26 protein-coding genes are annotated in these 25,494 nt (G+C 46.4%); 4 read left to right on the top strand and 22 right to left on the bottom strand.

The genetic code is table 11. From position 1 onward, the window contains the following. The first annotated feature begins 24 nt into the window (after positions 1-24). Both FTU69_RS03415 and FTU69_RS03410 read left to right on the top strand, forming a co-directional pair. A complete protein-coding gene (locus FTU69_RS03415) occupies positions 25-522 on the top strand; it encodes a YcxB family protein (RefSeq protein ID WP_005180217.1) in 498 nt (165 codons plus the stop codon). Positions 523-558: 36 nt separating this feature from the next. Next, on the top strand, positions 559-1,200 hold the full coding sequence (locus FTU69_RS03410; RefSeq protein ID WP_180103498.1) for a fumarylacetoacetate hydrolase family protein: 642 nt from the start codon (positions 559-561) through the stop codon (positions 1,198-1,200). Between the two features lie 69 nt (positions 1,201-1,269). Here the strand turns inward: FTU69_RS03410 and msrA are convergent, their stop codons facing one another. From msrA to lgt, 9 genes are all read right to left on the bottom strand, one after another. After that, entirely contained in the window at positions 1,270-1,791 is a 522-nt protein-coding gene (msrA, locus tag FTU69_RS03405) for a peptide-methionine (S)-S-oxide reductase MsrA (protein ID WP_180103497.1), read from the bottom strand. 65 nt (positions 1,792-1,856) lie between these two features. Beyond that, complete coding sequence (locus FTU69_RS03400; protein ID WP_005180208.1) at positions 1,857-2,318, bottom strand: META domain-containing protein; 462 nt, start codon at positions 2,316-2,318, stop codon at positions 1,857-1,859. Between the two features lie 75 nt (positions 2,319-2,393). Beyond that, positions 2,394-3,464 carry a DUF4105 domain-containing protein gene (locus tag FTU69_RS03395; RefSeq protein WP_180103496.1) on the bottom strand — a complete coding sequence of 357 codons (1,071 nt, stop codon included), beginning with the start codon at positions 3,462-3,464 and terminating at the stop codon, positions 2,394-2,396. 29 nt (positions 3,465-3,493) lie between these two features. Then, positions 3,494-4,006: a dihydrofolate reductase gene (locus FTU69_RS03390; RefSeq protein WP_016658548.1), complete on the bottom strand. Its 513-nt coding sequence runs from the start codon at positions 4,004-4,006 to the stop codon at positions 3,494-3,496. Between the two features lie 100 nt (positions 4,007-4,106). Next, positions 4,107-4,949 carry a thymidylate synthase gene (gene thyA / locus FTU69_RS03385; RefSeq protein ID WP_005180203.1) on the bottom strand — a complete coding sequence of 281 codons (843 nt, stop codon included), beginning with the start codon at positions 4,947-4,949 and terminating at the stop codon, positions 4,107-4,109. Between the two features lie 201 nt (positions 4,950-5,150). Then, positions 5,151-5,642 carry a lipocalin family protein gene (locus FTU69_RS03380; protein WP_075167417.1) on the bottom strand — a complete coding sequence of 164 codons (492 nt, stop codon included), beginning with the start codon at positions 5,640-5,642 and terminating at the stop codon, positions 5,151-5,153. A 184-nt stretch (positions 5,643-5,826) separates the two neighbouring features. Beyond that, complete coding sequence (locus FTU69_RS03375) at positions 5,827-6,201, bottom strand: hypothetical protein (RefSeq protein ID WP_180103495.1); 375 nt, start codon at positions 6,199-6,201, stop codon at positions 5,827-5,829. Beyond that, positions 6,202-6,579 carry a hypothetical protein gene (locus FTU69_RS03370; RefSeq protein WP_180103494.1) on the bottom strand — a complete coding sequence of 126 codons (378 nt, stop codon included), beginning with the start codon at positions 6,577-6,579 and terminating at the stop codon, positions 6,202-6,204. It abuts the gene before it with no gap. Positions 6,580-6,662: 83 nt separating this feature from the next. Beyond that, positions 6,663-7,472 carry a prolipoprotein diacylglyceryl transferase gene (gene lgt / locus FTU69_RS03365; RefSeq protein ID WP_016658551.1) on the bottom strand — a complete coding sequence of 270 codons (810 nt, stop codon included), beginning with the start codon at positions 7,470-7,472 and terminating at the stop codon, positions 6,663-6,665. A 94-nt stretch (positions 7,473-7,566) separates the two neighbouring features. On the opposite strand from lgt, the gene FTU69_RS03360 reads away from it, so the two are divergent. Next, entirely contained in the window at positions 7,567-8,349 is a 783-nt protein-coding gene (locus tag FTU69_RS03360; RefSeq protein WP_180103528.1) for an NRDE family protein, read from the top strand. 57 nt (positions 8,350-8,406) lie between these two features. Here the strand turns inward: FTU69_RS03360 and FTU69_RS03355 are convergent, their stop codons facing one another. The 4 genes from FTU69_RS03355 to tatA all read right to left on the bottom strand — a co-directional run bounded on the left by FTU69_RS03355 (position 8,407) and on the right by tatA (position 12,302). Further along, positions 8,407-10,653 (bottom strand): PhoX family phosphatase, encoded by a 2,247-nt coding sequence (locus FTU69_RS03355; protein ID WP_180103493.1) that lies wholly within the window; start codon positions 10,651-10,653, stop codon positions 8,407-8,409. A gap of 179 nt (positions 10,654-10,832) precedes the next feature. Beyond that, the gene (gene tatC, locus FTU69_RS03350; protein WP_005180188.1) at positions 10,833-11,615 is read right to left on the bottom strand and encodes a twin-arginine translocase subunit TatC; all 783 of its coding nucleotides are present in this window, start codon (positions 11,613-11,615) and stop codon (positions 10,833-10,835) included. Then, entirely contained in the window at positions 11,612-12,058 is a 447-nt protein-coding gene (tatB, locus tag FTU69_RS03345; protein ID WP_180103492.1) for a Sec-independent protein translocase protein TatB, read from the bottom strand. The genes tatC and tatB overlap by 4 nt, the downstream gene beginning before the upstream one ends. A gap of 19 nt (positions 12,059-12,077) precedes the next feature. Beyond that, positions 12,078-12,302: a Sec-independent protein translocase subunit TatA gene (gene tatA, locus FTU69_RS03340; RefSeq protein ID WP_005180185.1), complete on the bottom strand. Its 225-nt coding sequence runs from the start codon at positions 12,300-12,302 to the stop codon at positions 12,078-12,080. A 161-nt stretch (positions 12,303-12,463) separates the two neighbouring features. On the opposite strand from tatA, the gene FTU69_RS03335 reads away from it, so the two are divergent. Continuing rightward, entirely contained in the window at positions 12,464-13,345 is an 882-nt protein-coding gene (locus tag FTU69_RS03335) for a permease (protein ID WP_180103491.1), read from the top strand. A 233-nt stretch (positions 13,346-13,578) separates the two neighbouring features. On the opposite strand, the gene rdgB is transcribed toward FTU69_RS03335, so the two are convergent. The 9 genes from rdgB to FTU69_RS03290 all read right to left on the bottom strand — a co-directional run bounded on the left by rdgB (position 13,579) and on the right by FTU69_RS03290 (position 25,442). Beyond that, positions 13,579-14,205 carry an RdgB/HAM1 family non-canonical purine NTP pyrophosphatase gene (gene rdgB, locus FTU69_RS03330; protein WP_180103490.1) on the bottom strand — a complete coding sequence of 209 codons (627 nt, stop codon included), beginning with the start codon at positions 14,203-14,205 and terminating at the stop codon, positions 13,579-13,581. 105 nt (positions 14,206-14,310) lie between these two features. Next, on the bottom strand, positions 14,311-14,901 hold the full coding sequence (locus FTU69_RS03325; protein ID WP_005180179.1) for a tetratricopeptide repeat protein: 591 nt from the start codon (positions 14,899-14,901) through the stop codon (positions 14,311-14,313). Next, complete coding sequence (metW, locus tag FTU69_RS03320; RefSeq protein ID WP_005180178.1) at positions 14,898-15,491, bottom strand: methionine biosynthesis protein MetW; 594 nt, start codon at positions 15,489-15,491, stop codon at positions 14,898-14,900. Before metW ends, FTU69_RS03325 begins: the two co-directional genes overlap by 4 nt. Further along, entirely contained in the window at positions 15,491-16,651 is a 1,161-nt protein-coding gene (locus FTU69_RS03315) for a homoserine O-acetyltransferase (RefSeq protein ID WP_005180176.1), read from the bottom strand. The genes metW and FTU69_RS03315 overlap by 1 nt, the downstream gene beginning before the upstream one ends. A gap of 84 nt (positions 16,652-16,735) precedes the next feature. Next, positions 16,736-18,433, bottom strand: a complete 1,698-nt coding sequence (leuA, locus tag FTU69_RS03310) for a 2-isopropylmalate synthase (RefSeq protein WP_005180175.1) — start codon at positions 18,431-18,433, stop codon at positions 16,736-16,738. A 255-nt stretch (positions 18,434-18,688) separates the two neighbouring features. Next, positions 18,689-19,801 carry an alpha-hydroxy acid oxidase gene (locus FTU69_RS03305; RefSeq protein ID WP_180103489.1) on the bottom strand — a complete coding sequence of 371 codons (1,113 nt, stop codon included), beginning with the start codon at positions 19,799-19,801 and terminating at the stop codon, positions 18,689-18,691. Continuing rightward, a complete protein-coding gene (locus FTU69_RS03300; RefSeq protein ID WP_180103488.1) occupies positions 19,798-20,481 on the bottom strand; it encodes a Fe2+-dependent dioxygenase in 684 nt (227 codons plus the stop codon). Before FTU69_RS03300 ends, FTU69_RS03305 begins: the two co-directional genes overlap by 4 nt. Positions 20,482-20,588: 107 nt before the next feature. Beyond that, positions 20,589-22,841 (bottom strand): catecholate siderophore receptor Fiu, encoded by a 2,253-nt coding sequence (locus FTU69_RS03295; RefSeq protein WP_180103487.1) that lies wholly within the window; start codon positions 22,839-22,841, stop codon positions 20,589-20,591. Between the two features lie 321 nt (positions 22,842-23,162). Next, positions 23,163-25,442, bottom strand: a complete 2,280-nt coding sequence (locus FTU69_RS03290) for a TonB-dependent receptor domain-containing protein (RefSeq protein WP_180103486.1) — start codon at positions 25,440-25,442, stop codon at positions 23,163-23,165. Positions 25,443-25,494: the final 52 nt, after the last annotated feature.

Here is a 25,494-nt window from a genome sequence, read left to right as displayed (position 1 = left end):
TTTAACTGATTTGATGATGAGCCGATGTCGGAACTCAAGCCTGCCTTGTCGCTACGTTATTTTTTAAATCTGGAAGAATCTCAGGATGGCTTTGCTCTGGCCACCTTTGGTAAAAAACAGTTTACCCGTTTTATTACCCCGTTAATTAGTGTCGGGATTATTGCCTGGGGCATTTATTTGGGCCTCGATGGTGTAGGTCGTTACTATCTGGCGCTGGGGGTATTTTTTCTGGTGCTACAGATGCTGATGCGCTACTGGTTCCTGCCGATGATGTTTAAGCGTCAGTTTGTCAAATACCAGTTTGGAAAAAGCGAACAGGGCATTGCGCTGTATCAAGATTATGCCGAGATTTCTGCCAATGGCCGTGACAAAGTGGTGCATTATAACGAAGTGCAGAATTTTGCTTCAGGCAAGCTGACCTATATGATTGAGCTGAAAAACCGCATGGTGATTATTGTGCCAAAACGCGTGTTTGAAAGCACAGCCGATCAGACCCTGTTTGAAAATACCTTTAAAAAATAAGCCTGTTAAAACCATCACATCATAAGAGGGAAGATCATGAATACATGTCCATCGAAAATTGTCTGTGTGGGTCGCAGTTATGCGGATCATGCCAAAGAACTGGGCAATGCGGTTCCTGATCGTCCGGTGCTGTTTATCAAACCGCCGAGCAGCCTGCGTCCGTTATCTGCCGGGATTGCCTGGAATCCGGCCTGGGGCAGCTGTCATTATGAATGTGAACTCAGCCTGCGTATTGACCAGCCCTTAAAGGCAGAAACCGATCCGCAAAAAGCCTTGCAGGCCGTGGGGGCAGTGACTTTGGGGCTGGACCTCACCTTGCGTGACTTGCAGGATGAACTGAAACAGAAAGGCCATCCATGGGAACGAGCCAAAGCCTTTGATGGGGCTTGTGTACTGGCAGACTGGGTCGATGTTGCAGAAATTAATGACTGGAAAGATGTGCACTATACGCTGCATATTAATGACGAACTGCGTCAGCAGGGGCATACCGCGCTGCTGATTTTTGAAATTGGTGCGCTACTGGCTGAAATTAGCCACAGTTTTAGTTTGGAGCCGGGCGATGTGGTAATGACCGGTACTCCGGCCGGGGTGGGTGCCTTAAAGGCCAATGACCAGTTAAGTATGCGTTTGCAGGGCAAAACCCGGGAATTTGTCTGGAGCACTTTTGTTCAGGCTTAACCGCCTCCCCAGACGACGAGGACTGCAATTACAGTCCTTTTTTATGGCGCTTTTCGAGCCTTCCTGGTTTCAGTGTTTGAGTAAATCCTGAAACTTGCTATGCAGCTTCATCAGTTTGGGTGGAATTACAAAGTTGCAATAGCCTTGCGTCGGGTTATTGGCAAAGAAGTTCTGATGATAGGCCTCTGCCGGATAAAAACGCGGTGCAGCGGTCACTTCGGTGACCACAGCAATGCCCTCGGCTTTGAGCTGCTGGATCATCTGTTCGGCCTGTTGCTGCTGCTCCGGATTTAAATAATAAATCACCGAACGATACTGGCTGCCGACATCATTGCCCTGACGGTTAAGCGTGGTCGGGTCATGGGTGGCAAAGAACACATTTAACAGCTGGGTATAGCTGATTTGACTGTCATCGAAATCAATCAGAATGACTTCAGCATGGCCGGTATCACCATTGCACACCGCTTCATAATTTGGATTGTCCATCTGGCCGCCGGCATAGCCACTCACCACTTTGGCCACACCGCGCAGTTGGAGAAATACCGCTTCGGTACACCAGAAACATCCACCACCAAAAATTGCCTGTTGCATAGGGTCAGCCTTCTGTTTTCAATCGTTCATAAAAAAGGCCTGCAAAGGTGCAGGCCGGTGCAGTATTAACGCGGTTGTACGGCACTTTCCAGCTGAATCAGCAAATTGCCATAACGATCCAGCAGTTTCAGGGTTTTACCAAAGACCTGATAATGGGTCACTTTGGCCAGTGCTTCATTGAATTTCTGATCAATGCCATTGCTGTTGAGGCAGGCCATACGGGTGCCAGCCATTTGGCTTAGCGTTAGCGTGTCACGGCCGGCGCTGTAGCTGCCCATAATCCGGTTACAGCCATCGGCACCGCTAACGCGTTGGGTGGCGCTATCAAATTGCAGGCTTGGAATATTGTGGGCAGTCGGTTCGGTGCGAACCGCGGTATTGCCAATCTGGGTCACAATCCAAGTGCGGTTTTGCAGCTGGACAAGATTGGCAGTTTCAACGGTAGCACCCGGGGTTGGTAAAGTTTCACAGCCGCTAAAAACTAGGGCTGAACCTAAAAGGGCAACGGCAGCAAGATGTTTAAGCATATGGATTTCTCTTTATTTTAAAGCTGATGGATGTATCTAAACAAATTTTAAATTTGATCGCCAGTTAAAATTGTATCATTGATTTGACGGAGAACCAGTAGCGGATGGCGCGGGCAAACCCTGCCGGATTAGTGCTGAAAATTGTGCACTGTCCAGCTGGCCTGGCTGTTCCACACGCGGATTGATATAAGCGTGCTGATACCAGCTTTCAATGCTCAAGCTCTGATCAAGCGCCTGTAAATCATACAAATAATTGGGTAAATAACCCGAAGCTAGCAGGCGATAATCGGTGGGCAAGGTCTGGTTGGATACTGCCTGCACCATGTCAAAGACCAGGGTGGTGCAGTTACTGGTCAGGGTGTTATACCATTTGGGCTGTTGTGCCAGTTCATCGGCTTTGGCCAGATATTCTAGAAACAGGGCTTTTTGCATGTCCCGTGGCATCTTCAGCGGGAAAAAATAGACCTGTTCGCCGCGAATATTACTGCGGGTATAGATAATATCTTTTTCATCCGCTGCCACCAGACTCAGTTCATATTTGCGGAAGAATCCGCCCAGCGAAGAAAATTCTTCATAGCGTTCTTTGCGGATTTCAATCGAAAAAGTCAGCGGTGCGGCATTGGCAAAATCGAAACTGACCAGGGTGTGGGCAATTTGTGGTCCCATCCAGTAGGAAGTGATGATGTTGACGCCCCGAATCTGGTTCAGGTCATAATGGCGACTTTCCCAGCGCTGCTCGTAGGAACCATCGCTGTGCCAGTTAAAGTTACGCACATTGTGCAGAATGACCTGATCGCCGTGACGCTCGGAATGTAACAGCTGCGCCACTTCGGGATTCCAGTCGCGGTCCTGGCGAGGTGGCAGGCCAAAATACCAGAGCTGGCTGCACAGAAACACCAGCAGATAAATCAGCACATCCAGTTTACGGCTAATCAGATGCCGGCTGATATAGATGCCCAGAATGCTCATGGCAAAGGCAATCCACAGGCCAATCAGGATCCGGCTAAACAGCAGTCCAAACGGCTGCTGAAACCACAGGATCAGCACCAGCCAGATCGAGCTGCCAATTACAAACAGGCTAAACAGGCCATGCAAACTGCCTTGAATCAAACGCTGTGCCAGTTCGGGCTGTTGGGGTGTCTGCATGCTGATGAATTCATTCAGAAAAATAAGCTTTATTTTCGGTAGCTGGCAAACTCAAATGCAATGCCAGTTTTGTCATCCAAATGTTGCTCGGCACTGACTTTCTGGAACGCTGCCGGAATTTCCGGATAATGTGCATCGCCCTGCACATCCAGCTCGACATGGGTCAGTTCCAGACGGTCGGCAATATCCATGGTCTGTTTAAAGATTTCACCACCGCCAATAATAAAAATACTGTCCGGCTTTTCTGAAGCCTGCACATCAGCCACGGCCTGAGTTAAAGCTTCTTCAATTGAATAGGCGACTTTGGTGCCCTCAAAGGCCCAATTTGGATCTCGAGTAATCACCCAATTGACACGTTTCGGTAAGGCACGACCCATTGATTCCAGGGTTTTACGGCCCATCACTACCACGCCGCCCTGGGTAATTTCCTTAAAATGTTTTAAGTCAGCAGAAATATGCCATGGCAAATCATTGGCTTTTCCAATACAGCGCTGCTGATCCATGGCCACCACGTGTACAACTTCTAAACCTTGAAATGCCATGCTGTTTCATCCATATCTCATGCGAAAAATTAACCCTATTAAAATGTAAAACCCCCCTCGATGAAAGGGGGATGGGGCATTTGTCCGGAATTAATTGGCTTTAAACCGCTACCGGGGCCTTAATTGCCGGATGTGACTCATAACCGACAATTTCAATATCTTCAAATTTAAACGCGAACAGATCTTTGACGTCCGGGTTCAGTTTCAGCTGGCACAGCCCCAGCGGTTCACGACTGAGTTGCAGTTGTGCCTGTTCAAAATGGTTGGCATATAAATGGGTATCGCCGCCGGTCCAGACAAAATCACCAACCTCTAGATCACATACCTGGGCAATCATATGGGTCAGCAGAGCATAGCTGGCAATATTGAACGGCACGCCAAGAAATACATCAGCACTACGTTGATACAGCTGGCAAGAGAGTTTGCCGTTATGAACAAAAAACTGGAACAGGGTATGACAAGGCGGTAACGCCACCTGACCGGCTTCCTGCGGATTCCAGCCCGATACAATTAAACGGCGTGAATTCGGGTTGGTTTTAATCTCGTTGATTAGCCAGGAAATCTGGTCAAAACCATCCTGATTGTAGCTGTTATCGGCATTTTTGCTGGCGCCAAAGTTGCGCCATTGATGGCCATACACCGGACCAAGCTCGCCTTCAGGACGGCCGAAACGCGCCGTCTGTTCTGCCGTTGACCATTCATCCCAAATCGTAACTTTGTTGTCCTGCAGATACTGGACGTTGGTATCACCTTTCAGGAACCATAACAGTTCAATCACAATTGAACGGAAATGTACTTTTTTGGTGGTTAACAGCGGAAAACCCTGAGACAGATCAAAGCGCATCTGATGACCGAATACAGAACGGGTTCCCGTGCCGGTACGGTCGCCTTTGTCGCCGCCGTGGTCAAGGATATGTTGTAACAGGTCAAGATATTGGCGCATGAAATTCTCTCAATCAAATAGTGATGTGGCTCCTGTGTCGACCCTCATTGCAGCGCAAAAGGCTGGCTGTATTGAAGATCTTGGCTTTAAATGAGCACATAAAATTGCAGCCATCATAACATTGATGCCGGGCTGAGATGAATATTCATCATCATTAAAAAAGGCATCTTAAAAAAGATGCCTCAGCAAAATAGCGGCAGCTTATGCGGTTGGCCGACCGGTGTGCGGGGTGTAAATCAGATCACTCAGGTCATAACCCAGACTTTTGGCCTGCGCCAGATATTCATTTTGTGTGGCTTCATCCAGCTGTGGATGACGATGCAGCAACCATAAATATTTGCGGCTCGGGTCACCGACCAGCGCGGTCTGATACTCCGGATCAAGTTTTAAAATCCAGTAATCGCCTTTGGTAAACGGAATCCAGCGCAGGCCTTCTGGCAAGAAGCTGACTTCCAGTTTGCCATGTTCAGCATCGACTGGGGTGGCTTCACCAATCGATTCATCTAGTTGACCTTGACCATCCAGACGGCGGTTTTGTACGCGCACTTTACCATCTTCATTCAGGTTGTAGGTGGCGGAAATATCGGTACTGTCTTCGGGTTCATGGCGCATTGGCAAACGGGCAATTTCATACCAGGTGCCTAAATAACGTTGCAGGTTAAAACCGGAAATGGTGTTGAGTTCTGAATTCATAAACAACTTCCTGAATTATTTTCATAAAGACTGCAGTTATTCTAAGCAGGCTGAACTGGATTCGGGTTATTGTTGTTAGCGCTCCTGTTTCGGCGTGTATGCAGTGTAAATTCAGCCCAGTTTTCTGTGCAGCAACTGCTACACAGGTTATGAAAATGCAAAAGAGAGGACAGGAAAATAAAGCTTAGGAGTCAAAACGTTTGGCGCGTTGCTGGTAGATCGACACCATAAACAGGCCTACAAAGATAAAGCCGAGTGCTTGCAAGGCCATGGCCCAAAGCTGCATTTTCGGTAGAAATAGCACCAACATAGCCAGCAGGAGCAGCGGTGCCAGATTTAATCCCCAGTACATCAATCTGCGCTGATGTTCCGGCCAGGAACGACGATTGCTCCATTGATACAGCAGATGTAAGCCCATGCCCAGAATCAGACTGAGGATGACCCAAAACGGTGGCAGCTGTGCCTGCGTCGAGGCCAGATAAATCAGCAGACAGGTACCAATACAGATCATCAGTTTGAGCTGACGATGACAACGCGCGGAATACCAGAAACTGAGCATTTATGCCTGATCCTGATGTTGATGCAGCAATGACAGTGGCGAGAACAGACAAATTGCCAGAGCCATAAAGCCAAGTCCTTGTGCGCCCGGTAATAAAATTTCACCCTGTTGCATATTCATGAAAATTAGTGCCAACAGCAGGGCAATCGGAATCCAGGTCAGCAGGCGATACAGTAAACCGGTGGGACGTTGTGCCGCAAAATGAATTTTGCAGTAACGGCAAATCAGAAAAATAATTCCGGTGCCCTTAAACATCAGGATGGCATCATAGTCCAGCGGTTGCATCCAGTATAAAACGCCGGTGACCACTGCAATCAGAATAAACAGCATGAGTTTTTGCAGTACGGATACGTTGGGATTAAACCAGAATTCGAGCATAGCCCACCAGATGAATTGTGCAAGGGTGCATGCACTTTAGCAAAAATGGCATAAAAAAAGCGAGGCCAATGCCTCGCTCCGGTTTAACTATTTTTCTGTGGGCCCCAGTCATAGATTTTTTTCTGGTAGGCGTACCACATCATCCAGAGACCGACCAGAATCATTGGCAGACTCAGGAATTGGCCTTTACTCATCCAGGCAATAAATAGCTGACCATTGTCCGGTTCGCGGAAGAATTCCACCACAAAACGCGCCAGACCATAACCAATCAGGAACAGTGCCGAAACCGCCATACGTGGACGCGGTTTGGAACTGAACCACCACAGCAGAATAAATAACAGCAGCCCTTCAAACAGCGCCTGATACAACTGTGATGGATGACGTACCAGCTGTAGTGGATCGGTCGGGAAAATCATGCCCAGTGCAAAGTTTGGATCAGTGACCGGACGGCCATATAACTCGCCACCAATAAAGTTGCCGATGCGTCCAAACATCAGCCCGGTCGGGACACAAGGTGCAATAAAGTCCAGGGTTTGGAACCAGGTCATCTGGTATTTTTTGCACCAGAACAGCATGGCCAGCATGACCCCCAGGAAACCACCGTGGAAACTCATGCCCCCGGTCCAGACTTGAAACAGCCACACCGGGTTAGCCAGAAACTGCTCAAAGCCATAAAAGAACACATAACCGACACGGCCGCCAATGACTACACCCAGCGCGCCGTAAAAGATCAGGTCCGAAACCATGTCCGGCGTCCAGCCACGCTGCTTGGCGCGATAGGTGGCCAGACCCCAGGCAAATAAAAAGGCCAGTAAATACATCAGTCCATACCAGTGGACTTGTAAGGGACCCAGCGATATCGCCACCGGATCAATATTTGGATAGGTCAGCATTCCTGTTCCTTGTCATTCTGTTTTGCACAGATTTTAGCTGAATAAGATGAAAAATGTTGTACATTCAATGTGTAAAGATAGCGAGCAGGAAATTATGTGTATTGTGGCCTTTGCCTGGCAGGTTCTGGATGAGCTGCCTTTATGTTTAATTTCAAACCGTGATGAGTTTTATCAGCGTCCGACTGCGGCGTTGCATGCCTGGGAAAATAGCCCGATTTATGCCGGACAGGACTTGCAGTCGGGTGGCACCTGGATGGGCGTGACCGCCAGAGGCCGCTGGGCCATTGTTACCAATTTTCGTAATGGACAGGATCAGCACAATTATCCGACCTCACGCGGCCATCTGATTCAGGATTTTCTGGAATCTGAATTAAGTCCAATTCGCTTTGCACAAGCATTGGAGCCGCGCCAGTGCGATTATGCCGGCTTTAATTTATTTGTCGGCGACCGGGAACAGGCGGTGTATATGAGCAACCGAGGGGAGGCCCCGCAAGTGCTGGCCAAAGGGGTATATGTAGTGTCCAATGGCTTAATGGGCGAGCACTGGGAAAAAACTGGCCATTTGCGTAAACGCTTTACCCAGGAATTTTTACCGATGTTACAGCAAGCCCGGATGCCAGAAGCAGATCTGCAGCATGCTGCCTGGGATATTCTGGAAGATGAACGCAAGGTGATTGCAGATTTATTGCCAGAAACCGGCATTCCTGTCGAGCTGGAAGAGTTATTGTCGTCGACCTTTATTCAGAGTCCGGCGTATGGTACACGCTGTTCCAATATTTTAAGATTGAATGCCCAGCAATGGCACTGGTTAGAGAAAAGCCAGCAGGGTGAAACCGCCGGGCAGATCGTGGAGCTGAATATTCCATTACAGAAATAAAAAATACCGGCATCAAGCCGGTATTTTTAAGTTTAAGGATGCTTAAGAGAAAGCGTTTTATGCTTGCTCTAGTGCCTCACCTGCAATCGGACCACCGTCTTTACGGGTGATGACTACAGTAGCTGAACGAGGAACTTTACCTAACGCACTGTAGCGGGTACTTTGGTTCGCTGGCCAAGCACCACCTGGATGCTGAACATTGACAAAGATCGCTTTATAGTCAGGTGTAATGGTTACCCCGGTAATTTCACAGCCAGATGGACCAACCAGGAAGCGGCGGACACGGTCATTAGAAAGCTGGGCGCCCACAATTGTTTCTTGACCACCTGCTTTGGTACTTGCTGCAATCGCGGTACCGCCATCACCGACTGAACCTGGAAGTGCTGCAAGCATCATACAGTTGGTTTCATCTGTATATTGACCATCATCGGTTTGAATCCAAAGGATACCACGTGGGTCAAACCACATACCATCCGGGCTAGAGAAGTCGTTCATATCGTCTAGACCAGACAGGTTGATGTTTGACTCAGCGCGTGCTTCAGCACCAAATAAGAAGATATCCCATTTAAATGCTGTAGCGGCTACCGTGTCGCCTTCTTCACGGAAGCGAATAATATGGCCATTCATGTTTCCGGAACTACTTGCGCTTGTGCCCTTGAAGTCAATATAGCTACGTGGGTTAGCGGCATCAGTTGGATACGAACGACCACGGCTGCTGTTATTGGTTAAGGTGACATAAACTTCGCCATTTTCAGGGTTCACTGCAACCCATTCTGGGCGGTCCATTTTGGTTGCACCAACGTGGTCTGCAGCAAGACGGGCATGAACAACGACATCATCCTGACCGGAGAAAGGATAGATTGCATTCGCAGAGGTGAGGCCATTCTGGTTATGCGACAGTTCTAACCATTCACCGGTACCATCATCATTGAACTTGGCAACATATAATGTACCGTTATTCATATATTTGTCGCCAGCAGCATAGCCGCCGTTTATATCTTTAGGGTCCCACACTGCATCTGATACGAACTTATAGATATATTCACCTGTCGCATCATCACCCATATAGAACGCTAATGGCTGACCAGGGATCGGGTTACTACAACGACAATCTTCATGTGCAAAACGGCCGAGTGCAGTACGTTTTACTGGACGTTCAGTTGCGCTAAACGGGTCAATTTCAACAATAAAGCCACAAGTGTTCATGACATTACGGTAGTCTGCTAGCGCGTTTTCACCTTTAACTGAAATATCCCAACGATCATACAGATCTTTGTCACCAGTTAACTCGGCAACTGGAGTATTCCATAAATATTGCGAAGAACGGGCATTAGCACCACCACGACCATAACGTGATAAGGCAATTTCTTCTTTTGCAATGGCACGTGTGTCATTGGCTTGACGAGCGAAATAACCGCTCCAGTTTTCTTCTGCAGTCAGATATGTCCCCCAAGGTGTATAACCGTTACCGCAGTTTGCAAATGTACCACGTGTTAAAGTACCGTCTTGAGAGAATCGGGTTTTAACCAGATCAGAACCGCGCGCTGGACCACGGATTTCCATTTCAGTTGCGGCAGTAATACGACGGTTAAATTCAGAATTTAAATTAATTTTAACGTCTTGGGTATTTTCATCTTTGCTAATTTCAACAACAGATACACCGTGAGCATTTACTTCACGTAAAACCTGATCTTCAGGGCGGATGCCATCTACTGAAATCGTGCCCACAGGGGTATGTAACTGAGATTGCTGCAGATACTCATGGTTTAATACCAGCAAGCCTTGTTTTGATTCTTTGGCAGCATAGTTTTTGTTGGTTGGATGCATACCGAAGAAGCTCATACCATCATGGTTATCGCCGGCACGGAATTGATAAGATGCACCTGATGGTAGTTCAGCATCGGTTTTTTCTGGATAAGTAGGGTTAATTGGATCGCCTACTGCATATAACACTTTTAGCTGGTAACCTGCAGGAACACTGAAGAAGTTCGCTGTATTTTTTCTCACAGGTTCAAAGGTTAATTTATTCGGGCGGGCGTTCAGATCGCTCCACTCATGTTGATCAGGAGAGGTTGTGTCTGGAGGAGTGGTTGGATTTTCACCTGGATTAGCAGAATCATTATCATCATCTGAACAGCCGCTCACGCTTGCTGCAAATGCTAATGCCATTGCCCCACTTGTAGTTTTTGCAATAAAACCACGACGATTCATATGTTGATCAAGAATCGTTTGAAAATGCGTATTATTTGAAGTGTTACTATCTTCGGTCAGATCCTGACACGGAATCATTTCATCGTTGTTCATTTAAAAGTCCTAGCTTTTCTTTAATGGCTTGGTTGCTGCTTAAAAGCTAGAAATAAACTACCCGCTGAATATGACAGTACCTTGAAGAAAATATTTCAAAAAAGTTAAATAAGAACAATGGTTTACTAAAATAAAAAAGAGCAGCCGGAGCTGCTCTTTTTTAATCGGGTTTGTAAAACTTATTCTGCAGTCAGCCGACGCTTCTCAATCAGCTTGCCAGCAAATAAGCCCAATTCGAATAGCATCCACATTGGAATGGCCAGCATAATCATCGACAGCGCATCCGGTGGGGTAACAAACATCGAAACAAAGAAACAGCCGACAATAATAAAGCGACGTTTTTCGACCAGCTGCTGGGTACTAACCACACCAATTAAAATCAGCAATAGGGTAATAATCGGAATTTCAAAGGTAAATCCGAACACCAAAAATAGCTTCAAACAAAAAGTCAGATAACTATTAATATCGGTCATCGGGGCAACTGTTTCCGGTGACACACTGATGAAAAAGTGCAGAATTGACGGCAGTGCAATAAAGTAAGCAAATGAAATCCCAATATAGAACAGGGCAATACTGCTTATGAGCAATGGCAGCGCCAGACTTTTCTCTTTTTCATATAATGCCGGTTTTACGAAAGCCCACAGCTGATAAATAATAAATGGCATCGCAATCATCAACGCCACAAAAAAGTTCAGCTTAAACGGTGCCATAAAGGTGGCCGTGACATCGGTGGCAATCATGGTCGATGAGGTCGGCAACTGCGCACGCAGCGGCTCAGATAAAATCTGATAGGTGCGATTGGCAAAAGGCAATAAGCAGAAAAACAGTGCAATAACCAAACCCACAATTTTAAATAGATGCTTGCGTAGAATCACCAGATGTTTGGTGATCGGCATTTCTTCTAAAGCAGCCTGCTCGCCCACTGTCGCCGCTGGCAATTGAGAAGGAGAACTTTGACTCATACAGCCACCTTATAATCGGTAAATTGTGATGTGGTCGGAGGAATAGCTTCAGCCGAATTTAGCGGTTGATGCTGAGGACGCAGCAACAGCGAAGGTTGCGGGGCAATAAAGGTATAGCGCATCGGCAAATTTTTATTATCCGTTGCAGCGGTCTGGTTCGGTTGTTCTTCCGCGAATATTTTTTGTTGTTTTAGCTCATACATTTGAGACTGCATTTTTTGTTCAAGTTCCTGAATACGTGCCATTTCCTGTTGCATCTGTTCACGCAGTTCAGAAAGTCGAAGTTCCCGATCAATATCATTTTGCACATTGCTGATGGTACGTTTAATTTTGCCGTACCACTTTCCAACAAAACGTGCAGCTTCAGGCAGCTTTTCTGGACCCAGCACCAATAATGCAATGATGCCGAAAAACAGCAGCTCCGCCATTCCAATATTGAGCATAACAAAATTACCTGAAAAATTATTGTTTTACAGTCGTGTTAACATCAGATGATGTTGCTTGATGTTCAATGGTACGTGGCTCATTTAGGGCCGCAGTGGTCGTTTCATCATCTTTAATTGATTTTTTAAAGTCTTTAACCGCACCGCCCACATCTTTACCCAGGTTTTTCAGTTTAGATGTACCAAACAGAAGAATCACCACGATTGCAAAAATCAGAACGTGCCAGATGGATAAACCAGCCATAATATTTACCTCTTTTTAATTCAAGACATATCTCAACAGGTCTAGATGACAGCGAGGTGACAGGAATATTGCGATTCAAAGACAGCAGATGGGCTAAAAGCATGTTGTGCCATCAATTATGTTAGGATAATCACCACTTTTCTGCCTTCCTGTGTACCCGCATGGCGCTGCTGCTTCCGCTAATTTCATTTCTGATTGGATACTTCGGGGTCGCGTATTTAAAGCCGTTGCGTCCGGTGCTAGCGATGTTACTGGCCCGGCTGTTTATTCCGTTACTGATTATCTACAACATGGTGTTTTATCAGGACGGCAGCTTGTGGCTGATTGGTTTTAGTCTGATCAGTTCCATCCTTTTCTTTGCAGTCTTTTATGTCTTGCAAAAAGATAAACTGATCGCACTGTGCTTCAGTTATTTAAATGGGGCCTGGCTGGGTTTTCCCTTTGCCTTGGCCCTGTTTGGACCTGCGGCCAGCAGTATTATTGTGGCGCTGTATATTGGCGGATCCTTGTTTGGTAATGTTTGTGCGGTAATGGCGGTGAGCCAGACCCGGCAAGAATTAAAGTTTATTGTTAAAAATGTACTACTTTCACCACCGGTGGTTGCCCTGAGTCTGGCGGGGATTCTGTCTTTTTGGGATGTGAGCCAGTTTGAACATCAGACCTGGGTACAAGTGATTTACCAAAGCAATAAAGTACTGGTGACCTTTGCCGGCATGTGCGTGCTGGGGATGTGGCTGAGTAAAGTTCGGATTGGCTGGGCTGACTTAAAGCGCAGCCTGGGTTTACTGGTCGCACGTATTCCGCTGGCCTTGTTGCTATGTGCCATCGCATACTGGTGTTTACCCATTCCGCAGCAGACCTTGATTTATGCCGTCATGCTGATGTTTTTCCTGCTGCCACCGGCTGCCAATATTGTGGCACTAGAAACCCATTATCAGGGCACCGGTGATTCGGCCAAATATATTGCCTCAGGAACGATTGCCAGTGCGATTTTGATTGGCGTATATGGCGTGGTGGTGCATATATTGGTACCGGGTTTATAAAAAGCTTTTTCTAATATAAACTTTAAATATTGAAGTCGAAGTATAAATTCATAAAAGGGGAAAATTCTCTCTTCTTTCAGGAGAAGGCTAGGGAAAGCTAAGAACGAATTGGGGAGATTTGTGCCATTCAAATCTCCCTCTCCCATAGGGAGAGGGCCGGGGTGAGGGGTGTTTTAATAACTTCCCTCTAACTCCCTCCTAAGAGGAGGGAGGACGTTTTTCAAACGCGAGTTTTACTTCTCCAAACTCGCTTTAAACAGCTGCATCGCCTGACCTCGATGGCTGATCTTATTTTTTTCTTCTTTGCTCATCTCTGCGCTGGAAATCCCCAGTTCCGGTAACCAGAACAGTGGATCATAACCAAAACCATTTTCACCACGTGGAGCATCCAGAATTTCACCTTGCCAGATGCCCTGGAAAATTTGTGGTAAAGGATCTTCGGCATGCTGCACCAGGGCCAGCATACAAACAAACATGCCTTCAATCGCTGTTCCATCTTTGCGTAAAGGCTGTAAGTCTGCCAGCAGTTTTTCATTATTGGCGGCATCATTGCCATGTGCGCCAGCATAACGGGCAGAGTAAATTCCCGGTGCGCCGCCCAGTGCCGGTACGCAAATCCCGGAATCATCAGCAATCGCAGGCTTGCCAGAAATTTTAGAGGCATGACGCGCTTTAATAATCGCATTTTCAACAAAGCTCAGACCATCTTCAATGGCATCTTCAATATTGAGCTGGCCTTGCGGGATGACATCAACCGGTAAATTCAGTTCTGCAAATAGTTTTTCAAATTCCGCAATTTTGCCTTTGTTATTGCTGGCCAGAACCAGGGTGCCTTGAGAGAGCCAAGCAGGTGCAGTCATCTCGAATTACTCATGATTGAAAATATGCGGGCTAGTTTAACCGAAAACCACCAGACAGCAGGCATGAAAAAAGCACCCGAAGGTGCTAGTGTTTTTGAACCTGGCTTATTGTGCCTGAATCCATTTGTCGGCACGGTCACGTGCCTGACGAATCTGTTCTTGGGTCAGGTTGGCGGCCAAGGCCGTTTTTTTGCCTTCAGATAAAGAAATTACTTTATTGTCGAGCATGCCATCACGGGTAGACAGTTCATACCACTGATAAGCGCCCATATAGTTTTTCTTTTTCTCTTCCATCATCGCCAGGTTAAAGCTGGCACGGTTATCGCCGCGGCTGGCCGCTTTTTCAAAATACTGGCGGGCCAGGACTTCATCTTTTTTGGTGCCAATGCCATCAGCCAGCATACGGCCTACGTTCAATTGGGCTGAAGACAGTCCCTGATCGGCAGCGGCTTTATACCAGGCAAAGGCCTGACGTTCATCTTTGGCGACATCCTGACCATGCAGATATTTGGTTGCCAGATAGAACTGCGCACCGGCCTGTCCGGCTTTGGCGGCTTTAATCAGACCCTGAATGTCCATCACCGAATACTGGGCGGCCTGGCTCGACACCGAGCTGCCTGGCGCCACGTAATCTGCATGCGCCTGCAGGCTAAAAAGTCCAACCAGTAGCGTCGTGCTTAATAATAATTTTTTCATAGAGCGCTCACTCGATAAATTGCGACTTCACCAAACAGATTCGGGATATGTTTACTGAGTAAACTAACTTGTTGATCCCCATTCACAGCGAGTCGATTAATAATACGGATATTGTTTTCAGCACAGAGTGCTTCGAAATCACGGAAAGTACAGAGGTGGATGTTCGGGGTGTTGTACCACATATACGGCAAAGCTTCTGAAACCGGCATTTTTCCTTTCAGTGCCAGGAAAGAACGGGTCCTCCAGTGGGCAAAGTTCGGAAAGGTAATAATCGCCTGCTTTCCGACACGCACCATATCACGCAATAATACGTCAGGTGCATCTACAGCTTGCAAGGCTTGTGCCATGACCACATAGTCAAAAGACTGGTCGGCAAAGCGGCTTAAACCGAGGTTTAAGTCTTGTTGGATGATATTTAACCCCCGACTGACGGCAATTGCAATCTTTTCTTGGTCAATTTCCAGGCCGTAAGCACGAATATTGTGCTTTTTACTCATGTGGGCCAGCAGTTCACCATCACCACAACCAAGGTCTAAAACGCGGGAACCGGGTTTAATCCACTTTTCGGCAAGTTGCTGATCAATACGCATTACACAGCCTCCTGCGGGGTCGCCTTGAGGTGTTCAGCACCTCCCAAAAATGCTCTTAAAGATTTGACATATAACGGAATCGGGAACAGGAAGGAGTCATGGCCCTGTTCGGCATCAATGTCTAAATAGCTGACCGGTTTATGGTTGCTAATCAGCGCATCGACAATTTCCTGCGAACGCGAAGGCGAGAAACGCCAGTCGGTGGTAAATGAAATCACCAGGAACTGACATTGGGTATGGGCCATAGCCTGTACCAGCGACTGTTCGTATTCACGCGACGGATCAAAATAATCTAGCGCCTTGGTCATAATTAAATAGGTGTTGGCATCAAAGTTACGGCTGAACTGTTCACCTTGATAGCGCAAATAGCTTTCCACCTGAAACTCGACATCGAAACCGTACATGAATTTGCCCAGTTTCAGGTCACGGCCAAATTTCTGCTTCATGGCTTCTTCAGACAGATAGGTGATGTGTCCGACCATCCGCGCCAGAATCAGGCCACGTTTTGGATAGCTGTCATGTTCCAGATAACGGCCATGATGAAAATCAGGATCAGAAAGAATCGACTGACGCGCGACTTCGTTAAAGGCAATATTCTGTGCCGAGAGTTTTGGCGCACTGGCAATAATCACACATTTTTCCAGACGGTCCGGATAATCAACCGACCATTGCAAGGCCTGCATGCCCCCCAAAGAACCGCCAATTACTGCATACCATTTTTGAATGCCTAAGCGGTCTGATAGCATGGCCTGGGTTTTGACCCAGTCACGCACCGTCACCAGCGGGAAATCCGGACCATAAGGGCGGTTTTCATTTTCCGGGTTGGGTGAGGTCGGGCCGGTCGAACCATGACAGCCGCCAATATTGTTCAGTGCCACCACAAAGAATTTAGAGGTATCAATGGCTTTGCCCGGACCAATACAGCTGTCCCACCAGCCAGACTTTTTATCATCTTCATGATGATAGCCTGCCGCATGATGATGCCCGGACAGGGCATGGCAGATTAAAATGGCATTGGATTTGTCGGCATTCAAGCTTCCGTAAGTTTCAACCATCAGTTCAAAACGTGGCAGAATGCGTCCACATTCCAGCTCTAACGGCTCTTCAAATTGAAACTGTTGTGGCGTTACGACACCCACAGAGTTAGCAGGGAAAGACACAGGAATAATTCGCCTTAGAATCTTTAGAATGAATAAATAAAAAGGATACCACTTGGGGTATCCTTTCTAAAGTACTTTATGTGCTTAAACGGCAGCAGCAACCAATTGTTCTTTGCTTAATACGCCCTGATCAATCAGACGGTTAGTGCTAGCAATAATGGCTTCAATGGATGAAGTCACAATGTTGTCATGCACCCCGGCACCAAAGGCAGATTTACCGGTACCTTTCACCTGCAACTCAACCAAGGCCAAGGCTTTGGCATTGGCACCCGAGCTGATGCCGCGTTCTTCATAGTTCAAGACATCAATTGGTAACTGCAAGGCATCCAAAATGGCCGAGATCGGACCGTTACCTTCACCGCGCAACTGCTGTGTCGAGCCATTCACCACCACTTCAAGTTCAATTACCTGTTTGCCATTGTCATCAGACAATTTATAGCTCTTGGCAGAATAATGTGAATCTTTGGCATCGACATAGGTTTGCTGGAACAATGACCAGATTTGCTGTGCTGAAATTTCAGTGCCTTCTTCATCGGTCACTTGCTGCACCACTTGCGAGAACTCGATTTGTACACGACGCGGCAACACCACGTTGTAGTTCGATTCTAACAAGTAAGCAATCCCGCCTTTACCTGACTGCGAGTTCACCCGAATCACGGCATCATAGTCACGGCCCAAGTCTTTCGGATCGATTGGCAAGTAAGGCATATCCCAGATTTCTTCGTTTTTCTGGTATTCAAAGCCTTTTTTAATCGCATCCTGGTGTGAACCCGAGAACGCCGTGAACACCAAATCACCTGCATACGGATGACGTGGATGCACAGGTAAACCGGTACATTCTTCTACGGTCGCAATAATTTCGTTGATGTTCGAGAAATCCAATTCTGGTGCAACACCTTGGGTGTACATGTTCAAGGCAATTGCAGCAACGTCTACGTTACCGGTACGTTCACCATTACCAAATACACAGCCTTCTACACGGTCTGCACCAGCCATAATCGCCAATTCAGAGGCAGCAATACCACAGCCACGGTCGTTATGACAGTGAACAGAGATGATCACCCCGTCACGACGTTTGATGTTGCGGTGCATCCACTCGACCTGGTCGGCATAGACGTTTGGAGTTGAGACTTCTACAGTTGCAGGCAAGTTTAAGATGACTTTGTTTTCAGGAGAAGCTTCCCAGATTTCAGTCACGGCGTCACAGACGTCTTTAGCGACTTCCAATTCGGTTGCGGTGAAACATTCTGGGCTGTACTGGAAAATCCAGTCGGTTTCAGGATATTGCGCTGCGTATTCTTTCACTTTTTCAGCGGCGTTAATGGCCAACTGTTTGGCACCCGCGACATCAACATTCAAGACTTTTTGACGGAAGGTTGGCGAGTTGGAGTTATAGATATGTACAATCGCGCGTTTTGCACCCTCCAATGCTTCAAAGGTACGCTGAATCAAATGGTCACGTGCCTGAACCAAAACCTCGATATACACATCATCTGGAATGTGGTTTTCTTCAATCAATTTACGGGTGAAATCGAAGTCAATTTGTGAAGCAGACGGGAAGCCAATTTCAATATGCTTAAAGCCAATTTTCACCAACATCTGGAACATTTTGAACTTCTGTTCAATGCTCATTGGTTCGAAAATTGCCTGGTTACCATCACGCAGGTCGGTGCTCATCCAGATAGGCGCTTTTGTAATTTCGTTGTTCGGCCATTGACGGTCTGGCAAGTCAACACGTTGATACATGCGACGATATTTTTTACTTGGATCAGCCAACATCATGAGGTAACTCCTTGTGAAGCATGGGTTGCTTAAGCTTATAAAAAAGCAACGTACTACTTATATAGATGGTATCTATGGTATCAATTTACAAGCGTATTTCCGGAAAATATTAGGATCAGTCCACATTTTCAGAAAGAGTTGCTACCTGGCTGGTACCGTTCGCGGTCTTGCAAATTCCTAAGATAAATATAAGCCAACTGAAGTGGAAATTATTCTCTTAATTTGCATCATTAAAGCTTGTGAAGATAAAAAATTTCACTGGATTTGGTTTTTGTGAAAAATATAGCGGTTATTGATCTCATTCAGGCGTGCTGTTCCCATTAAAGCCATGGTCACTTCCAGTTCTTCCCGCAAAATTTTAATCACATGCGCCACGCCTAACGCGCCGGCTACTGCCAGACCATAAATATACGGCCGGCCAATCAGCACGGCGGATGCACCCAGGGCCAGCGCCTTAAAAATATCGGAGCCGCGGCGGATACCGCCATCCAGCAATAAGGGAAAATTTGCCGGCAGCTGTGCGCGTATCATCTTTAGAGCTGTCAGTGGACTAATGCAATCATCCAGCACCCGGCCACCATGATTAGAAATCACCAATCCCTGTACGCCGTATTGCAATGCCTGTTGAGCATCTTCAGGATGCACAATACCTTTAAGCAGCACCGGTAAAGGCGTTTGCTGTACCAGCCAGGCAATATCCTCCCAGGTCGGTGCCTGTTGCATCAGACCATCAAACAGGGGATGTTGCTCGGGTGTGAGGGCAGGGGAGGTAAAGCAAGATAGATGCGGATGAGGCAGATGCGCCGGCACTTGAAAACCGGCCCGACGTTCACGGTCACGAACACCGCTATGCGGTGAATCGACGGTCACGACAATAGCTTTAAACTGCTGTTGCTCGGCCAGCTGCACTAGTGCCAGCGATTGTTCGTGATTGCCTTGCCAGTACAGCTGAAACCATTTAAGAGAGGTTGTTGGCGCAAGTTCACGCAGATCGGTGGTGCTTAAATGACTTAGCACCAGATTACTGCCCATCGCTTCTGCCGCTAAGGCAGTGGCCAGTTCGCCCTGTGGATGAAACAGTTGTTGATGGCCAACCGGAGCTAGAAAAATTGGATGGGGAAATTCCTGCCCGAACAGTTCGCAGCGGGTATGGCCTTGGCTCAGGTCACGCAGCATTCTGGGCAGCAGTTGCAGCTGCTGAAACTGGTCCAGATTCTGTTGCAGGCTGCGCTCATCCATGGCGCCACCCTGTAAATAGTGCCAAGTGGCCGGCGTTAAATGTTTGCTGGCTTGAGCTTCATAGTCGGCAATGGTTTGCAGATAGGCTGGAATCTGGGTAAGCGGCGGCAGTGGCTGGGCAGGCATCATAGTTCGCCCCATTGACGCAGCAGATTATGATAATGCGCGGTCAGTTTCAGCATTTGTTCATTATCGCCAAGTTGCTGACGTAGTTGGCCAATGGTCATATCTAAATTAAACAGCATGCTGCGCTGCCAGTCATCGCGAATCATGCTTTGTGCCCAGGTAAAGGCGGCAATGCGCCGGCCGGCAGTGACCGGTTCTACCCGGTGCAGGCTGGTGGCAGGATAGAGAATCACATCACCGGCATCCAGTTTAACTTCATGTGCGCCATAGGTGTCTTCAATCACCAGTTCGCCGCCCTGATATTCTTCCGGTTCAGACAAAAATAAGGTCATTGAAACATCGGTACGAATCAGCTGCTGATGTGCAGCCGAATAATGCACCGCGCTGTCGACATGATTGCCATACGACCCTTGCTGCTGATAGCAGTTAAACATTGGCCGCAGAATATGTTTGGCTAAGGTCGCAGATTGTACCAGCGGATGCTGTCTCAGTGCCTGTTCAATCTGTTCAGCTAGGGCTAAATACACCGGATGCTGCGGGTCAAATTGCAGATTGTGTTTGCTTTTTTTTGCCTGTGGCCCGGCACTGTGCTGGCCATCAATCCAGGCGGTATGCTGGTCGAGCTGCTGACGGATATCAGCCACGGCCGCTTTACTGAGAACTTGAGGAACATGCAGCATCATGAGACTTGAATCATCCTTCAGACAGAGCGCTGTCTGTCATCATAAAGCCAAATAAAAAATGAAGCAGCATTTCAGATAAATGCTGCTTCAACAGAACAAAATAAAGCTTAGAACTTATAATTCAAGCTGAGTGCTGCCGAGCGTGGCTGTCCAAGCACGACGCGACCACCACCATTGTTTAGCGTGCTGATGTATTCTTTATCGGCAAGGTTATAAAGGTTTAAATTTAATGAGGCATTTTTATTGAAGTTGTAGCCTACCAATGCATCAAACACGACATAGCCTGGAATATTCGGCATGTTGGCTGGTGCGTTGCTGTCAGTCACAACACGCTTTTGTTCGTCGACATAACGTGCGCCCAAACCTAATTTAAAGCCCGCCCAGTCGTAGGTTGACCATAAACTTGCAGTCCATTCAGGTGACCAGCGAACATTATTAGTTTTGGTCACTTCACCTGTCGTCGCATTAACGCTTTGCTGATTTTCTTGCTCAGTTTTCATGTGTGCGATGCCAGCAGACACATTCCATGCATCGGTAATCTGTCCTACAGCGCTGAGTTCAACGCCTTTAACCATTGTTTTACCTTCCTGAATAGATTCTCTGGTAATGGCATCTTGAGTAAACTGGTTTTCATTTTCAGTGCGGTATGCAGCTGCGGTTAGTGCCAATTTACCTTCTAGCAAGTCCCATTTGGTTCCCAGTTCATAATGATGGGTTTCTTGAGGTTTTGCTGCAGCACTATTAATTCCGTCTGCTGAGAGACTAAAGTTGGCGCTGCCGGGCGGAGTCAGCGATTTTGCATACGCAGCGTAAATGCTGCTATTTAACGTAGGCTTATACACAGCGCCAAGTTTCCAGCTAAACAGCGTATCGTGGGTGCTCAGATCTGTGGCCACCAAAGCATTCCCCCCGCGTGGCAGAGTAAGCCCTTGATAATCGGTTTCATAATAATCGACCCGTACGCCACCGTTAAGTTGGAAACGTTCACCAAATTTTAAGGTGTCAAATACATAAGCGGCTGCCGTTTGGGTTTCACCATCAGTATAACCACCATTGTAAATTAGTGGTGGCATGGCTTGATTTCGGTCTGGACGATAAAGATTGGCCCAAGGTGTATCGGCAGTGGCTTCGCCAGGCATCTGGGTTGCCATGAGTTTGCTAGATTGCTGTTCTTTTAAAAACTCCATGCCTGCAACAACATCATGCTGTACTGCGCCCGTTTTGACATTCCAGTTTAAAGTGCTTTGATTGGCCAGAATTTTATTTTCTTGATCGATGCCTTGGCGGGAGCGATTCACTTCCCATTCGGCAGGGTTTGATGAACCATTGGTTCGAAGACCATTTGCACCTGTATTGATGCCTGTTAAAACCCGATTCATGTGGGTTTTCGCTACACGGGTGATATTGGTCAGTTTGAGTTGATCGGTTAAATCACTTTCAATTTTCGCGGTGAACATATCAGCATCAACATCTTCATAGTCATTGACATGACCATAAAAATTCTCCCGATTGACTTTAGGCGCAGTGGCTAACAGTGAATCGGTATTGTAAAAGCCTTGCATGCCCACAGTTGGAATGCCACCATCTGGAATATTGCGCTGACGGACGTGTTGTGAATATAAATACAGGCGGGTCGGGGTGTTCAGACCAAAGGCAACAGATGGGGCAATGGCATAACTATTGTTTTCAATATAGTCGCGTCCTTCTATGCCGCCTTCTTGTCCCATGACATTGAGACGAAAAGCGGTATTGTCATTGATAGCTTGGTTGATATCGGCCGAGAGGCGGGCATTTTCTGCGGTGTTATAGCTGGCAGAGACTTCGCTGCTGTTTTGCAGGTGTGGCAGTTTGCTGACCAAGTTGATATAACCGGATGCTGAACCACGACCGGCTTCGGCACCGGCCGGGCCTTTCACGACTTCAACCTGTTCCAGGTTAAATATATCGCGGCTGACTGCGCCCAAATCACGGATACCATCGACATAGGTAGAGGTTTGGGTAGAGAAACCACGCATCTGGAAGGTATCGCCAGCGCTGGTATTGCCGTTTTCACCCATTTGTAAGGTAATGCCCGGGGTATTGCGTAGCGCTTCGACCAGTGATGTCGCGCCTTGTTCTTTTAATAAGGTTTGATTAATAACAGAAACTGTTTGTGGGGTATCGACCAGTGGCTGGGTCTGTTTCGCGGAGCTGAGCTGATTGGTTTTATATTTATTTTCAGCCTGAGATTTCACCGTGATTTCAGGAAGCTGGGTGACTTCTTCGGTCGCTGGGGTTGCATGTGCCATGAGCGGCAGGGTGGCTGCAAGGGCAACGAATGATGCAGTGCGTTGATGTTTACGGCTCTTAATCTGTGCCATGGTGGTGTATTTCCTGATATGAATGACAAAATTCCCTTACCACAATGATTTGAGTGCGCAGTTCAAATGCAGAGTAATGATGGACTTATTGTATGTTGTATACGCTCAATAAGTAATGCGAATTTTAGTGATAATAATTCTCAGTAACAATATGGAAATTGGTTAAAACAAGCTAAACAATCAAGAAAATATTTATGGATTGCTCGCATTTAATGAAATAAATCAATAAGAATATTTGAATAATCGTATTTTTGATTTAATTTGATCGGTTTTTAGAATTAAAAAACCCTGCCGGGGCAGGGTTTTGGGGAAGAGTAATTTTTAGAACTTAAAGGTAGTGCTTAACTGAACACGACGACCTTCTTGGGTGTTGAGATAGCGGTTATAATAAGCATCTTCTAAGGTCACGTATTGATAATCAACAAAATCAACATCAAAGATATTATATAAGGCTACACCAATATCAATATTGTCATTTACTGAGTAATTAGTACCTAAGTGCCATTGAGTATACCCCTTATAATCACCAAGGGTATTTTTTACGTTTCCTTCTTTACGCACTTGGCTACTACGATATTCTCCACGTAACCAAAGTGAGGCATTGCTTGCAGGCTGATAATTTACAAGTACGTTTGCTACATGTTTAGCGTTGTCTGTGTCGTCAATAGTTTTTCCAGAAGAATCAGTTAACTCACCTTCGGTCCAGGTGTAGTTACCTGAAACTTTCCACTGATCATTAACCTGATAGCTTGCAGCCACTTCTACACCATGACTTTCAGCTTCTTCAGCATTATAAGGACGTGCTAGAGTTAAATTGCGATTGGCTGCTGTAGTCCAGTCAATACCCCATTCATTGAATTGAGCATCACATGCAGCTTGATTACCTGTACAATCGAATCCGATTGGACGGCCATTGTAACTTACGCCTGGAACATAAGTACCATCGCTAATTAATTTATCAACATCACTTTGACGAATATGAACTAAGGCATAGTCTGCACCTGTAGTGGTGATCTTATCCTTTGTTTTATTCTGGAATAAAGTTACGTTCGCGTTAAAGCCCTGTAGGTTGTCAAAATAAATGCCAAGCTCCATATTTTCACTAGTTTCAGGCTGTAGGTTAATATTTCCTAAAACAGGCGAGCGACCTTGGCTAGCTACATTTGATAAACCTTGAGTTAATTGTTCTAAACGTGGAACTTTATAGCCTTCAGCGTAACCACCTTTAGCAGTCCACTGGTCATTCATATTCCATACTAAATAAGCACGTGGTGTAAAGAAATCACCAAATGAGCTATGGTCATCAAAACGTCCTCCTAAAGTTAAATTAAGATTAGGTAAAATTGACCATGTATCTTCAATAAAAAGACCATATTGCTCAAAACTTAGCTCAGGGTTCTGACGACGAATACCATCTTTTTGGCTTGCATCCCACCATTGCCCACCAACAGTAATATTATGGTTGGCAAAGTATTGGGTTGTAAATTTAGTATCGTAATACGTATCTTCGCTTTTTAGCTCACGGTTGATAAAGTTTTGTTTTTCTGCAGTGCTGAGCATTCCAGCTGGTAAATAACGCCCCACAGTTTCTGTTTCAACATGAGAAATGCTGCTCTCTAAGCGACCAAAATCGGTTTGCCATTCATGTGAAATATAGCCTTTGTTACGTTCATATTCTTGACTTGGGCCATAACCTTGGGTGGCATCTGGAGTGAGTACCTCCCCATTATCATTTAGATAGGTTCCTAATTGACCACGGCTGTTATCAAACCACTGTTGTGTATTCTCAAAGTCAAGAGCAAATGTATGATCTGGGTGAGGAGTAAAAGTTAATCGTCCACCAAATGTTTCAATATCCGATTTAGTTGGGCTGTTACCTTGTGCTAACTGTTCAGTACCGTCTGTACCAGGTACTGTAATATAAGATTGTTGTCTTTCTGCTTTACGTCCGCGTAATTGTAAGCCTAATAGGTCTTGAACTAAAGGACCTGATGTAAAGATTTCAGCTGCATATTGATTACCAAATTCTGAGCTATTAGGTAACAGGGTTCCATTAAGGCTGACCGAACCTGTCCATGTGTCTGCAACCTTTTTAGTAATAATATTAATTACACCGCCCATTGCATCTGAACCATATAGGGTAGACATTGGGCCACGGATCACTTCAATCCGCTCAATTGCAGAAATTGGGGGAATAAAATTATTGTTAGACTCTGTAAAACCATTGGGTGTAATACTGCCAACACTATTTTGACGTTTACCATCAATAAGAATAAGGGTGTATTCCGAAGGCATACCGCGCATACGGATATTTAATGTTCCTGTTTTCCCTGCTGCAGGACTAATATCTACACCTTCTACACCTTTTAATGCATCTGCCAATGAGGTAATGCGTTTCGTTTTAAAATCTTCTTCGGTAAGAACTGTAATAGAAGCCGGCGCGTCTTTAATTTTTTGTTCAAAACCTGCCGCAGAAACCACAATCGTGGATAATTGATGTGTCGGGTCAGCTGTTGTTTCAGTGGTTGTATTTGCAAATGCGGAACTAGCAGAAATTCCAAGAATCGCGAGCGAAAGCGGGCGAAGGTTAAAGGTGCGCATAACCGAATTCCAGTATTGGGATATAAGAAGAATAGTTAAAAATATGAGTTAA

This window comes from Acinetobacter sp. YH12134 (genome assembly GCF_013418555.1).
Lineage (GTDB): Bacteria > Pseudomonadota > Gammaproteobacteria > Pseudomonadales > Moraxellaceae > Acinetobacter > Acinetobacter indicus.
Note: the sequence above shows the minus strand (reverse complement) of the source record. Positions and strands in the feature narration are given on the sequence as shown.

What these genes read in the sequence shown, in the direction of transcription:
- FTU69_RS03415 (WP_005180217.1), top strand. Translation starts at nt 25, where the DNA reads ATGTCGGAACTCAAGCCTGCCTTGTCGCTACGTTATTTTTTAAATCTG.
- FTU69_RS03410 (WP_180103498.1), top strand. Translation starts at nt 559, where the DNA reads ATGAATACATGTCCATCGAAAATTGTCTGTGTGGGTCGCAGTTATGCG.
- msrA (WP_180103497.1), bottom strand. Translation starts at nt 1,791, where the DNA reads ATGCAACAGGCAATTTTTGGTGGTGGATGTTTCTGGTGTACCGAAGCG.
- FTU69_RS03400 (WP_005180208.1), bottom strand. Translation starts at nt 2,318, where the DNA reads ATGCTTAAACATCTTGCTGCCGTTGCCCTTTTAGGTTCAGCCCTAGTT.
- FTU69_RS03395 (WP_180103496.1), bottom strand. Translation starts at nt 3,464, where the DNA reads ATGCAGACACCCCAACAGCCCGAACTGGCACAGCGTTTGATTCAAGGC.
- FTU69_RS03390 (WP_016658548.1), bottom strand. Translation starts at nt 4,006, where the DNA reads ATGGCATTTCAAGGTTTAGAAGTTGTACACGTGGTGGCCATGGATCAG.
- thyA (WP_005180203.1), bottom strand. Translation starts at nt 4,949, where the DNA reads ATGCGCCAATATCTTGACCTGTTACAACATATCCTTGACCACGGCGGC.
- FTU69_RS03380 (WP_075167417.1), bottom strand. Translation starts at nt 5,642, where the DNA reads ATGAATTCAGAACTCAACACCATTTCCGGTTTTAACCTGCAACGTTAT.
- FTU69_RS03375 (WP_180103495.1), bottom strand. Translation starts at nt 6,201, where the DNA reads ATGCTCAGTTTCTGGTATTCCGCGCGTTGTCATCGTCAGCTCAAACTG.
- FTU69_RS03370 (WP_180103494.1), bottom strand. Translation starts at nt 6,579, where the DNA reads ATGCTCGAATTCTGGTTTAATCCCAACGTATCCGTACTGCAAAAACTC.
- lgt (WP_016658551.1), bottom strand. Translation starts at nt 7,472, where the DNA reads ATGCTGACCTATCCAAATATTGATCCGGTGGCGATATCGCTGGGTCCC.
- FTU69_RS03360 (WP_180103528.1), top strand. Translation starts at nt 7,567, where the DNA reads ATGTGTATTGTGGCCTTTGCCTGGCAGGTTCTGGATGAGCTGCCTTTA.
- FTU69_RS03355 (WP_180103493.1), bottom strand. Translation starts at nt 10,653, where the DNA reads ATGAACAACGATGAAATGATTCCGTGTCAGGATCTGACCGAAGATAGT.
- tatC (WP_005180188.1), bottom strand. Translation starts at nt 11,615, where the DNA reads ATGAGTCAAAGTTCTCCTTCTCAATTGCCAGCGGCGACAGTGGGCGAG.
- tatB (WP_180103492.1), bottom strand. Translation starts at nt 12,058, where the DNA reads ATGCTCAATATTGGAATGGCGGAGCTGCTGTTTTTCGGCATCATTGCA.
- tatA (WP_005180185.1), bottom strand. Translation starts at nt 12,302, where the DNA reads ATGGCTGGTTTATCCATCTGGCACGTTCTGATTTTTGCAATCGTGGTG.
- FTU69_RS03335 (WP_180103491.1), top strand. Translation starts at nt 12,464, where the DNA reads ATGGCGCTGCTGCTTCCGCTAATTTCATTTCTGATTGGATACTTCGGG.
- rdgB (WP_180103490.1), bottom strand. Translation starts at nt 14,205, where the DNA reads ATGACTGCACCTGCTTGGCTCTCTCAAGGCACCCTGGTTCTGGCCAGC.
- FTU69_RS03325 (WP_005180179.1), bottom strand. Translation starts at nt 14,901, where the DNA reads ATGAAAAAATTATTATTAAGCACGACGCTACTGGTTGGACTTTTTAGC.
- metW (WP_005180178.1), bottom strand. Translation starts at nt 15,491, where the DNA reads ATGCGTATTGATCAGCAACTTGCCGAAAAGTGGATTAAACCCGGTTCC.
- leuA (WP_005180175.1), bottom strand. Translation starts at nt 18,433, where the DNA reads ATGATGTTGGCTGATCCAAGTAAAAAATATCGTCGCATGTATCAACGT.
- FTU69_RS03305 (WP_180103489.1), bottom strand. Translation starts at nt 19,801, where the DNA reads ATGATGCCTGCCCAGCCACTGCCGCCGCTTACCCAGATTCCAGCCTAT.
- FTU69_RS03300 (WP_180103488.1), bottom strand. Translation starts at nt 20,481, where the DNA reads ATGATGCTGCATGTTCCTCAAGTTCTCAGTAAAGCGGCCGTGGCTGAT.
- FTU69_RS03295 (WP_180103487.1), bottom strand. Translation starts at nt 22,841, where the DNA reads ATGGCACAGATTAAGAGCCGTAAACATCAACGCACTGCATCATTCGTT.
- FTU69_RS03290 (WP_180103486.1), bottom strand. Translation starts at nt 25,442, where the DNA reads ATGCGCACCTTTAACCTTCGCCCGCTTTCGCTCGCGATTCTTGGAATT.